This is a genomic window from Acetobacter oeni, from assembly GCF_011516825.1.
Taxonomy (GTDB): domain Bacteria; phylum Pseudomonadota; class Alphaproteobacteria; order Acetobacterales; family Acetobacteraceae; genus Acetobacter; species Acetobacter oeni.
Map to the genome: position 1 here is coordinate 25,101 of NZ_WOTA01000029.1, position 11,839 is coordinate 36,939.

Here is an 11,839-nt window from a genome sequence, read left to right on the forward strand (position 1 = left end):
ATCACCTAATATACTGAAAAGATGCCCATGTGCAGTGTCCGATAGTTCTGATCATGTCTGGTCTTCACCGCATCTTCTGGTCGTAGAAGATGATCCTGAAATACGGAATCTTCTTTTGCGGTTCTTTTCATATGGTGGATACTTTGTCAGTTCTGCTGTCAATTTGGCAGAAGTAAAGCATTGTATAGAAAGTAGTGACATTCATATGATCCTGCTTGATCTTATGCTTCCACAGGAAAGTGGGCAGGAGGTTTGTCAGTATATTCGTCAGACCACGGATGCTCCGATTATCATGGTGACCGCGCTGGCAGATATTCAGGACAAAATTGCGGGCCTCAATCTGGGAGCCGATGATTATATCAGCAAACCCTTCGATCTTGCTGAACTTGAAGCTCGCGTTCGTGCGGTTCTGAGACGTGGGAAGCAGTCCCGGCAGCCTTCTTCATTGCCTGACGAATATGTGTTCGGTCCCTGGAAATTCGTCCCGGCCAAAAGGGCGCTTTACAGGGCGCCTGGTATTCGGCTGACCCTGAGCGGAGCCGAGACGGATCTGCTGCTCGTCTTCTGGCAGCATCAGCAAACTCTTCTTACCAGATCTGAGATCATCGGACTGATTCATGGAAACCCTAACGCCCTAGAAGAAAGAACGATTGATCTGCTCGTCAGCCGGTTGCGGCGGAAGCTTGCAGAAGGAGGACGCCAGCTTGAACTGATCCGTACCGTGCGCGGAGATGGTTACATCTTCGATCCGCGGGCATGCACTCCATGAGCTCCCGGTCTCGTTTCATGGAGGGCCTCCGGCGTCTGTTGCCGCAGACGCTCTTTGGCCAGATGGTGGCAATCCTGTCGATCAGTCTCCTGCTGACCCTCTCTGTTGTCGTCCTTTTGCTCCGGGCGCTGCGACCAGCCATTCCCCCGCTTCCAGTCGGTCCATGGCCCGATACCCTTGCGGTCGAGACGGCCATCCGGTCACTCCGCGCCATTCCCCTTTCGGCTCGTCAGCAAGCAGCGGAGGGAATGTCTACGGCTGGTTTTCATTTCCAGCTGAACAAGGCTTTTCCCTGCATACCGCTGCCCACGGACCATGAAACGGAACTCGTCCATCGTATTCTGAGGCATGATTTTCCGGGTGATGCCGCGTCCATGGGTGTGGTGAAATGTGAAGCAGACGGCACGATATTCACCAATATTATTCTGCCGAAAGATAATATTCACATTTCGGTCATTTCAAATTTCAATCTCCATGACGTCATTCACATGACTCTTCCCATCACGGTTCCCTTCCTGTCTCTGCTGGTCATGACCGGTGCTCTGTCGCTGTGGAGTGTGTGGCGCGTCAACCGGCCTCTGTCGATCCTTGCCCGCAAGGCGGACACTCTGGGCTATGACACAACATCCCCTCTTCTCGAAGAGCAGGGGCCACGCGAGGTTCGGCGGGTTATCCGGGCGTTTAACCGGATGCAGAACCGTCTCCGGATGGCGGCGGAAGAGCGGACGCGGATGCTCATGTCGATCGGCCATGACCTGCGGACGCCTCTCACACGTCTCTCCATGCGGGTGGAGCTGGGGGGAGAGGATGCTTCTCCGTCCGCCATGCGCAACGATCTCACGCTTATGAAGCAGATGCTCAATGGCGCGCTTGCGTTTCTCAACGGTCAGAGAGAGACGGAGCCTTTCGAGGTCGTTGAGCTTGGTTCGCTTCTGGAAAGTCTCTGCGAAGAGTTTTCAGCGACAGGAAAACAGGTCTCCTATGAAGGGGCACATGAAACAGCCTGTTTCTGCCAGCCTGTTTCCATTTCACGCGCTGTGAACAATCTTATAGAAAATGGGCTGAAATACGGAAAAGACGTGCGGGTTGATGCGTGGCCCGAAAACGACCGGGCTATTATCGAAGTGGAGGATTCCGGTCCGGGCATTCCCGATCATATGCGTCTTGAGATGCTCCAGCCTTTCGTGCGTATGGACCGGGCCAGAAGTGCGGATGGCAGTCTCGGTCTGGGTCTTTCCATTGTGCAGGATGTTATGGCCCGGCATCAGGGGAGCATCACCTTTCGGGATGCCGCGCCGACGGGACTGATTGTGCGGCTGACGCTCCCTGGGTACGCGCCTTATTCCAACGAACGCGGTCTTCCATGAGGCCGTTATTCCGGCTTCTCGCGTCCTCTTTTCCTGGTTGCAACAAGCAGAAGCAGTGCCTCATGTTTTTCTCTGAATTTCCTGTTCGGTTTCCGTTTTCCGTTCGGAGTGGCCGATTCCTGCGTGCTGTTCGTTATTCCTGCGTTGTCGCCGGGGTATTCCTGTTCGGAACGGTCTTGTCGCCTTTTCCCTGTGCGGTCGGTTCTGCCAGGGCGGCGGCCACGGAGCAAAGTGCCACACCTGTTGGCGTGGCGGGCGTCAGCAAAGGGAATATGCCCTTTATCCTGAGTGAGCTTGGGACGGTCATTCCCATCGCGACCGTCACGGTTCAGACGCGTCTCGACGGTTATCTGACTCAGGTGCTTTTTACGGAAGGACAGGAGATGAGGAAAAACGATCTTCTGGCCGTCATAGATCCGCGTCCTTATGAAGCACTCCTCAAGCAGTATGAGGGGCAACTGGCCGCCGATATCGCCCAGCTCGATGAAGCGCGGATGGATGATGCGCGTTACCAGAAACTTCTCAGGCGCGACGCCGTCGATGCCCAGACAGCGCAGGACCAGCACTACAAGGTCCAGCAGCTCATCGGCACTGTTAAATCCGATCAGGGACTGGTCGATACATACCGACTTGATATCGAATACTGTCATATCCGCGCGCCCGTCAGTGGTCGCGTGGGCATACGCGCCGTGGACAGGGGCAATTACGTGACTGCCGCGCAGAGTGGCGGTCTTGCCATCCTGACGCAGATGAAGCCGATCTCGGTCATTTTCACGGTTCCGCAGGATCGGCTCGGACTGGTGTGGAAGAGGCTGCGGCAGGTCAGGGAATTGCCTGTGGAAGCCTGGGACAGCGCGGATGGTGAAAAGCTGGCAACCGGCAAGGTCAGCAGTCTGGACAGTGAGGTAGATACTTCCACAGGCACGGTGCGTCTGAGGGCCATTTTCGACAATCTCGACGAAGATCTGTTTCCGAATCAGTTCGTTAACGCGCATCTGCTGGTCGATACGGAGCAGAATGTTCTGCTTACCGCAGCCAGTGCGATCCAGACGGGACCGGACGGCTCCTTTGTCTATGTCGTGCAGTCGGACAGCACGGTGAAGGCTGTTCCTGTAAAGACCGGCATCACTCAGGGAAACACCGTCGTCGTCATGTCCGGTGTCAAGGATGGAGATCGTGTCGTCATTTCGGGTGTCGATCGCCTCCATGACGGCGCCAGGATCTCCATTCCCGCTGACAATACTTCCGCCGTTCCATGAAGTTCTCGCGCCTGTTCATTCAGCGACCCGTCGCCACCACGCTTCTGATGCTCGCTCTCCTGCTGGCGGGCATGATCGGTTATCGTTTCCTGCCGATTTCGGCGCTCCCCGAAGTCGATTACCCGACCATAGTGGTGCGCACCTTCTATCCGGGCGCCAGTGCGGACGTGATGATGACGTCCGTGACGGCACCGCTGGAAGACGAGATGGGTGAGATGGCCGGTCTCGAGCAGATGACTTCCCAATCCTCGGGGGGCGCTTCCGTCATTACGCTGCGTTTCGGCCTGACGACCTCTCTCGATGTCGCGGAGCAGGAGGTGCAGGAAGCCATCAACGCCGCGAATTCCCTGCTTCCCACGGCGCTTCCCGCTCCGCCGATCTATTCCAAGGTCAATCCCGCGGACACCCCTGTTCTGATCCTTGGCATAACCTCCGATACAATGCCGCTGACGGAGGTGGAGGATTATGTCGCCACCCGTTTGCAGCAGAAGATCAGTGAAATTTCCGGCGTGGGGGAGGTTTCCCTCTCGGGTGGAAACAAGAAAGCCTATCGCGTCCGCGTCAATGTTCAGAAAGCGAGCACTTACGGGCTCGATCTCGACACGTTGCGCACGACGATCGGCAACGTGAATGTGAATACACCCAGTGGCACGTTCAATGGCAGCGAACGGGCGCGCACCATCCGCGTCAACAGCCAGATCACCAGCACGGACCAGCTCATGAAGCAGGTCATTGGCTGGTCGAGCGCCAATAACGGCCCTGTCCGGTTGCAGGACATCGCCACCGTTGTGGAAGGGCCCGAAGACACCCAGTTGGCCGGATGGGCAAATGACAAACCTGCCATCATCGTCAACATCCGCCGCCAGCCCTCGGCCAACATTCTCAGCACGGTTGACGCCATCAAGACGGCGCTTCCCCGGCTTGAACGGGACATGCCGGCTGGCATCCACATCATCTCCCTGACCGATCGGACAATCACGATCCGGGCTTCGGTGGCCGATGTCGAGTTCGAACTGGCTCTGGCTCTGGTGCTTGTCGTTGCTGTTATCTTCGTCTTTCTCCATGACCCGGCGGCGACGCTTGTTCCTGCCCTGTCGGTGCCGCTCTCCATCATCGGCACGCTGGCGGTGATGGAGCTCATGGGGTTTTCGCTCGACAATCTCTCCCTGATGTCGCTGACGATCGCGACGGGCTTTGTCGTTGATGATGCCATCGTGATGATTGAAAACATCGCGCGTTATGTGGAAATGGGGCGTGATCGCATGACGGCCGCTCTGGAAGGAGCGGGGGAGATCGGTTTCACCATCATCTCCCTGACGATTTCCCTCATTGCTGTCCTGATCCCGCTGCTTTTCATGAGCGATGTGATCGGTCGCCTGTTCTACGAATTCGCGGTGACGCTGTCGGTGACGATCATGATCTCCGCCATAGTGTCTCTCACGCTGGTGCCCATGCTGTGTGCGCGCGTGCTGCGCGATGCGGCGCATCAGTCCGCCAAGCCGCGTTGGGCTTTGAAGGCCGATCAGATGATCCTGTCACTGATCGCTTTTTATGATCGCAGTCTGATCCGTGTGTTGCAACATCAGACACTTACTCTTGTTGTCTTTCTCGTTACGGTTGCGCTGACCGGGCTTTTGATCGTGGTTATTCCAAAAGGGCTGTTCCCGGAGCAGGATACGGGTGTTCTTCAGGGTGTCTCGGTCATGGATGCCTCCATTTCCTTCAATGCGATGGAGGGGCTTCAGAAGAAGCTGGCTGCAGCGATTCTCAAAGACCCGGATGTGGCCAGCCTCTCTTCCTATATTGGTGTGGATGGAGATAACACCACGCTGAATCGCGGGCGGTTCCAGATCAATCTGCTTGGTGAAGACAAGCGGAGTCTGTCCGCCACCCGGGTCGCGCAGCGTATCCTTCAGGAAACCCGGGCTATTCCCGGCACACGACTGTATCTTCAGCCGGTGCAGGATCTGACACTCAACACCAGTGTGTCGGCCACGCAATACCAGTTTCTGATCGAGGATTCCGACGCCGACCGACTGGCCACATGGTCGTCGCGTCTCGTGGCGGCGATGCAGAGATCGCCCGTGCTTGTGGATGTCGCCTCGGATCTTCAGGCGCAGGGGGCGGCGGAAGACGTTATTTTAGACAGGGCGACCGGGGCGCGCTTCGCCATCACGCCGCAAACGCTGGATAATGTTCTTTATGATTCCTTCGGTCAGCGTCAGATTTCGACGATCTATACGCAATCCAACCAGTATCGGGTGATTCTGGAGGCTATTCCCCAGCTCCAGCAATCGCCAGACTCACTGAGCAAACTCTACATGGCGGGCAGTGCGACCACGGGGAGCAGCACGTCCGGACCGACGGTCGCGCCGACATCCGGTCTGGTGCCGCTGTCATCCGTCACGAAGATTACGCCTTCTTCCGCGCCTTTGCTGATCACGCATGTTGCCCAGTTTCCGGCCGCGACCATCTCGTTCAACGTCGCCCCGGGATATTCGCTGGGGGCGGCGGTTTCGGCGATCAACACGGCGCGCAAGGCGCTCGATATGCCGGCCACCGTGCAGACTTCCTTTACGGGCACAGCAGCAGTTTTCGAAAGCAGCATGGGGAACGAAGCGTGGCTGGTCCTCGCCGCGCTCGTGGCCGTCTATATTGTGCTCGGCGTGCTTTATGAGAGTTTCATCCATCCACTCACCATTCTGTCCACTCTCCCGTCAGCGGCTGTTGGCGCGTTGCTCATCCTCTGGATGACGGGCAGCGGTCTGGACATCATGGGTGTGATCGGAATCGTGCTCCTGATCGGTATCGTCAAGAAGAATGCGATCATGATGATCGACTTCGCGCTTGAGGCCGAACGCGAGGAGGGGCTTTCTCCGGTCGCATCCATCACCAGGGCCGCTCATCTCCGGTTCCGGCCCATTTTGATGACCACGCTGGCCGCCATGTTTGGTGCGGTTCCCATGGTCATAGGGTCTGGCATGGGGTCGGAACTGAGGCGACCGCTGGGTTACGCGATCGTGGGGGGGCTCACGGTAAGCCAGCTTCTCACGCTCTTCACCACGCCTGTCATCTATCTTTTCATGGAGCGTTTCCGACTGCGTATTGCTTCGTGGCGACACCGTCCTTCCGGTGAAGGGACGGTCTGATGTCACTTGTCGCCCTGTGCATTCGTCGCCCTGTCGGCACCACGCTTATTGTCCTTGGTCTTATGATGGCGGGGATGCTGGGTTACCTGTTGTTGCCGATTGCCGATCTGCCCAATGTGGATCTGCCGGTTATTCAGGTTCAGGCGCAGCAGGCCGGTGGCACGCCTGAAGAAATCGCCAGCACGATCGCCGAGCCTCTGGAGCGGCATCTGGGCACGATTTCCGGGCTGACGGAAATGACGTCCCAGTCTGTCACGGGGCAGGTCAACATCTCGCTCCAGTTCGACACATCACGCGATGTCAACAGTGCCGCGCGCGATGTTCAGGCGGCGATTCACGCGGCCCGCGCCGACCTGCCGGCCACTCTCAGACAGGACCCGACCTATCACGAGGCCAACACCGCCGGGATGCCCATCCTCATTCTGGCCCTGACTTCGAAGACGCGGACACCGGCCAAGATCTACGATGCCGCGACAAACATTCTGGAACAGCATCTTTCCCAGATTTCCGGGGTTGGGCAGGTCGAACTGGGTGGGGGCGCGCTTCCGGCGGTCCGGGTGGAGATGAATCCACTCAAGATTTTCAAATACGGTATCGGCTTCGAGGATATCCGGGCGGCGCTTGCCGCAGCTAACGCCAACACGCCCAAGGGTTTTCTGACCCGCGATAATCAGCGGATCATCCTGCGCACAAACGATCAGGTGCAGAGCGCGAAAGATCTCAAGGGGCTGATCGTGGCCTACCGCAACATGCGACCGGTCAGGCTCGAAGACATCGCTACTGTCAGCGATGGAGTCGAAGATGTTGAAAACGGGGGCTTCTACAATGGTGAGCGAGCCGTTCTTGTCATCATCTTTCCCCGGACGGGGGCCAACATCGTCCAGACGATCGATCAGATCAAGGCTCAGTTTCCTTTTCTGACAGCAGCACTGCCAGCGGATGTCGAACTCCATGTCGGGATGGATCGCTCCTTCACGATCCGCGCCGCCCTTGCCGACACGAAAAACACGCTTTTCCTTTCCGTCGTGCTTGTCGTTGCCGTTGTTCTGGTCTTTCTGCGTTCTCCACGAACCACGCTTGTGCCTGCGGTCGTGATTCCGGCGTCTCTGATCACGACGTTCGGCGTTATGGAACTTCTTCATTATTCCCTCGACAATCTTTCCCTGATGGCCCTGACGATTTCCACGGGTTTCGTGGTCGATGACGCGATTGTCGTGATCGAGAACATCAGCCGTCACATGGAAAAAGGCGAGACGCGGGCAGTCGCCGTTCTTGCAGGGGCGCAGGAGGTCGCTTTCACCGTGCTGTCGGTTTCCATTTCCCTGATTGCGGTCTTCTTTCCCATTCTGATGCTGGGGGGGCTGATCGGGAATGTCCTGCACGAATTCGCCGTCACCATTTCAGTGACGGTTCTTGTCTCGATGGGATTGTCTCTGACCCTGACGCCCATGATGTGTTCGCGGGTGCTTCGGATATCGGATGTTCTGCATACCGATTCATCGAAACGGGATTTGTGGACACGGATTTCCGTTTGGCTCGAACATGTCTTCGAGGGACTGCAACATGCTTATGAGAAATCCCTGCTTGTGGCGTTGCGGCATCGTCGGCTGGTCATTCTGTCTCTGCCTGTGACCATTGCCATCATGGCGGTTCTGTTTGTCCGGATGCCGAGGGGACTGCTTCCCACGACGGACAGTGGAACGATGATGGCCCATCTGACGGCGGATCAGGCGATTTCGTTTCAGGCGATGATGCAGAAGATCACTGTTGTCGAGAAAAGGATACTGGCCAACAAGGATGTGGTCAGCGTGACGGGTTTCGTTGGTGGCCGAACCGCAGCCAATCAGTCGAACATGTTTATCGAATTGAAAGACAAAACCGAGCGCCATCTCCCGGTTCAGGAAACCATGGTTGATCTGCGTCGCCAGACCTATGATGTCGCTGGCGCCCAGTTCATCGCCATGCTTCCCAGCCTGTTGCCGTCCGGCGCTCGCATGAGTAACGGCGCCTATCAGTATTCTCTTCAGAGCAGCGATGCGACCACGCTTTACGACTGGATGCCACGGCTTCAGGCGGCTCTGGAACGCCATCACGAATTGGCCGACATTTCCACCGACGTCCAGCGTGGTGGTCTGGCAACCACCGTGGATATCAAGCGCGACCTTGCGGGACGCACCGAACTGACACCTCAACTTGTCACCAACGCACTTTATGACGCCTTCGGGCAGCGTGCCGCTTCGGTTATCTACAATCCACTCACCCAGTACCGTGTGGTGATGAATGTGCAGGCGCGTTACTGGGAGGATTCGGATATGCTGCGGCGTACCTGGGTTAGCGCGTCTGGTGGCACGGCGAGCGGGAGCACGCAGAGCAATACGATACGGATGTCCACTTCGGACACCTCTTCCACTTCTTCCTCCAGCAGCCAGTCGTTCACTAATTCCATCAAGAACAGTCTTGCCGGCGGGACCGGAGCGTCCAGCGGTTCCGCCGTGTCGTCATCGAGCGAAACCCTTGTTCCCCTCTCGGTCGTTTCGGAAATACAGGATGGGATCACGTCCCTGACCGTCAACCATCAGGGACAGGCTCTGGCCGCCACGCTCTCGTTCAATCTTGCGTCGGGCGCATCGATGTCGGACGCCGTTCGTATTATCAACGAAGAGATGGTGAAGCTGAAGATGCCTGCCACCATTCATGGAAGTTTCGCGGGCACTGCCGCGCAGTTCCAGAGTTCGACCAGTTCCGAGCCTCTTCTTATCGTTGCTGCACTGGCGGCGGTGTATATGGTTCTGGGCATTCTCTATGAGAGCTTCGTTCATCCGCTCACGATCCTTTCGACGCTGCCGTCCGCTGGTGTGGGCGCGCTTCTTGCCCTGTATCTATTCGGGCAGGAATTCGATGTCATCGCCCTGATCGGGCTTATCCTGCTCATTGGCATCGTCAAGAAGAACGCCATCATGCTCGTGGATTTCGCCATCAATGCGGAGCGGCACGGCAACCTGTCGTCCGAGGAGGCTATTCATACAGCCTGTCTTCTGCGTTTTCGACCGATCCTCATGACGACGATTGCCGCTGCGATGGGGGCGCTCCCACTGGTGATGGGAAATGGATATGGCTCGGAATTACGGCGTCCTCTTGGAATCTCCATCGTCGGCGGGCTGCTCTTCAGCCAGATTCTGACGCTCTACACCACACCGGTCATCTATCTCTATCTCGATGGTTTCGGGCGAAAGATGCGGCGTATGCTTGGGTCATTTTTCCGCACCCTGTCACAAATTTTCTATCCGGCCCGCTCCTGATCGCGATGCCCCTGTTTCAGGATCTTCCCATGACACGATGTTTCCGAACCCTGTTTCCCGGCATTCGTATCGGCATGATGGCGCTGACCCCCCTGATTCTTTCCGGCTGTCTGATGGTGGGGCCGGACTACAAGCGTCCTCAGGCTATCGTTTCCGCCCGTTTTAAGGAACTGAAGCCGGCCGAGGGATGGACGCAGGCAAGTCCGCAGATGGCGGCGTGGCCCAAAGGCGAATGGTGGCGTGCCTATGACGATCCGGTTCTGAACGCGCTGGAAGAACAGATCGCTCTCAGCAATCAGAACGTCAAGGAATACGAAGCCAGTTATCGCAAGGCCCGCGCCATGGTGACGGCCGCACGGGCCAGTCTGTATCCCACGCTTGCCGGAAGCCTGAGTTTTGCGCGGAACAGCCAGGGAGGAAGCGCGACGTCCACGAGTGGCACTAAATACAGTACGGGCTCGACTACGAGTACATATGCGGCGGAGGCTACGGCGGACTGGGATCTTGATCTGTGGGGGAAGATCAGACGGCAGATTCAGGAACAGGTTGCCGCGGCTCAGATCAGCGCCGCCGATGTGGCCAATGCGCGTCTCTCCTATCAGTCCGAACTGGCGCAGGATTATTTTGCCCTGCGCTATGAAGAGTCTCTGAAAACTCTTCTTGAACAGTCCATAGGTCTTTACGAGCATGCTCTGGCCATCGTCCGGAGTCAGCACAGTGGTGGGACAGTGAGCGGTATTGATGAATATCAGGCCGCGACGACCCTTCAGCAGGCGCAGGCCACTGCTACCGCCACAGACGTCAACCGCGCTGAATACGAGCACGCGATTGCGGTTCTGATCGGAAAGGCACCGGGTGACTTTTCCCTGCCACGATCAAAAATGCCGTCGGCAATACCTCCGGTGCCTGTTACGCTCCCGGCGACACTTCTTCAGCGTCGTCCCGACATTGCGGCCGCCGAACGGCAAATGGAGGAATATAACGCGGAAATTGGCGCGGCCATCGCGGCGTTCTATCCGGATGTGTCTCTGTCTGCCGCTTATGGCTACAGCGGCACTCCTGTGCAGTCGCTGATCCAGGTGGCGAACCGGATCTGGTCGCTTGGAGCAACTACGAGTGAAACCCTGTTCGAAGGCGGAGCCAGAACAGCGGCAGTGCATGAGGCCAATGCGGATTATGATAGTGCCGTCGCCAACTATCGACAGGTTGTTCTTACGGCTCTTCAGGACATCGAGGATCAGCTTTCCAGCCTTCGTATCCTTGAGCGGCAGGCCAGCCAGCAGCAGGCCGCAGTCCTCTCGGCTTTGAAAGCTGCCGACATCGCCATGGCTGAATATCGTTTCGGGACTGCGATTTACACGACTGTCATCACCAGTCAGCAAACGGCTCTCAGCGATCAGGAAACGGCTCTCCAGATTCAGGAAAGTCGTCTTATCGCCAGCATCAAGCTTATCGCGGATCTTGGTGGTGGTTGGGATGCAAAGAATCTACCCAGCAAAAATTCCCTCCAACTGGACAATCCCCTGGTGCCCGGCTTTCTGGAGAAAAAGCAGGATGATTCTGTTCGCTGAGATCGCCTGCTGATGGAAATCTTTCGACATAAGAGAAGGTGCAGGGATCGAAGAGCCGTCGATTGATGACTTGATGGCGTGAATTGAAGTTCTGCTTGATGTCTTTGGTGCTGCTTTTGCAGCAGAGTGAAGGTTGCTTCCCTTTGGGTCGCGATGCAGCTGTGGTGATTCTTTCGAGGCACAGGAAGCGGGGCATGTTGTAGACGATGTTGGCCAGCCCGATCCTCATGGTGGCCCGTCTGATCCCGACAGTGCGAATGAACAGCCCCATTTGTGACTTCTGATCAGCAAAGACATACTCGACGCGGGATCGACGGATAAGCCTGAACTTCCGTTCGATGAAAACATGGGATTTGTAACCAAAGAACGGGATGGCAAGATCTGTTGCGGGTATGATCCCATCCTCCTGCCGCCTCGCCTTCGTG

General features: G+C 57.0%; 6 protein-coding genes and 1 pseudogene. 6 read left to right on the plus strand and 1 reads right to left on the minus strand.

Annotated elements, in window-relative coordinates:
* The first annotated feature begins 34 nt into the window (after positions 1 to 34).
* The 6 genes from GOB90_RS15230 (at position 35) to GOB90_RS15255 (ending at position 11,414) form a co-directional block, all read left to right on the plus strand.
* Positions 35 to 769 carry a response regulator transcription factor gene (locus GOB90_RS15230; protein ID WP_261766016.1) on the plus strand — a complete coding sequence of 245 codons (735 nt, stop codon included), beginning with the start codon at positions 35 to 37 and terminating at the stop codon, positions 767 to 769.
* Complete coding sequence (locus tag GOB90_RS15235; RefSeq protein WP_242012083.1) at positions 766 to 2,136, plus strand: ATP-binding protein; 1,371 nt, start codon at positions 766 to 768, stop codon at positions 2,134 to 2,136. Before GOB90_RS15230 ends, GOB90_RS15235 begins: the two co-directional genes overlap by 4 nt.
* Before the next feature lie 176 nt (positions 2,137 to 2,312).
* Positions 2,313 to 3,395, plus strand: coding sequence for an efflux RND transporter periplasmic adaptor subunit (locus GOB90_RS15240; protein ID WP_242012084.1), 1,083 nt, complete (start codon positions 2,313 to 2,315; stop codon positions 3,393 to 3,395).
* Entirely contained in the window at positions 3,392 to 6,544 is a 3,153-nt protein-coding gene (locus GOB90_RS15245; protein ID WP_146891926.1) for an efflux RND transporter permease subunit, read from the plus strand. Before GOB90_RS15240 ends, GOB90_RS15245 begins: the two co-directional genes overlap by 4 nt.
* A complete protein-coding gene (locus GOB90_RS15250; RefSeq protein ID WP_146891929.1) occupies positions 6,544 to 9,843 on the plus strand; it encodes an efflux RND transporter permease subunit in 3,300 nt (1,099 codons plus the stop codon). The genes GOB90_RS15245 and GOB90_RS15250 overlap by 1 nt, the downstream gene beginning before the upstream one ends.
* A 29-nt stretch (positions 9,844 to 9,872) precedes the next feature.
* Positions 9,873 to 11,414, plus strand: a complete 1,542-nt coding sequence (locus tag GOB90_RS15255; RefSeq protein ID WP_146891932.1) for an efflux transporter outer membrane subunit — start codon at positions 9,873 to 9,875, stop codon at positions 11,412 to 11,414.
* A gap of 154 nt (positions 11,415 to 11,568) precedes the next feature.
* Here GOB90_RS15255 and GOB90_RS19300 read toward each other — a convergent pair.
* Positions 11,569 to 11,839 (minus strand): annotated as a pseudogene (locus tag GOB90_RS19300) (hypothetical protein); the annotation flags it as partial.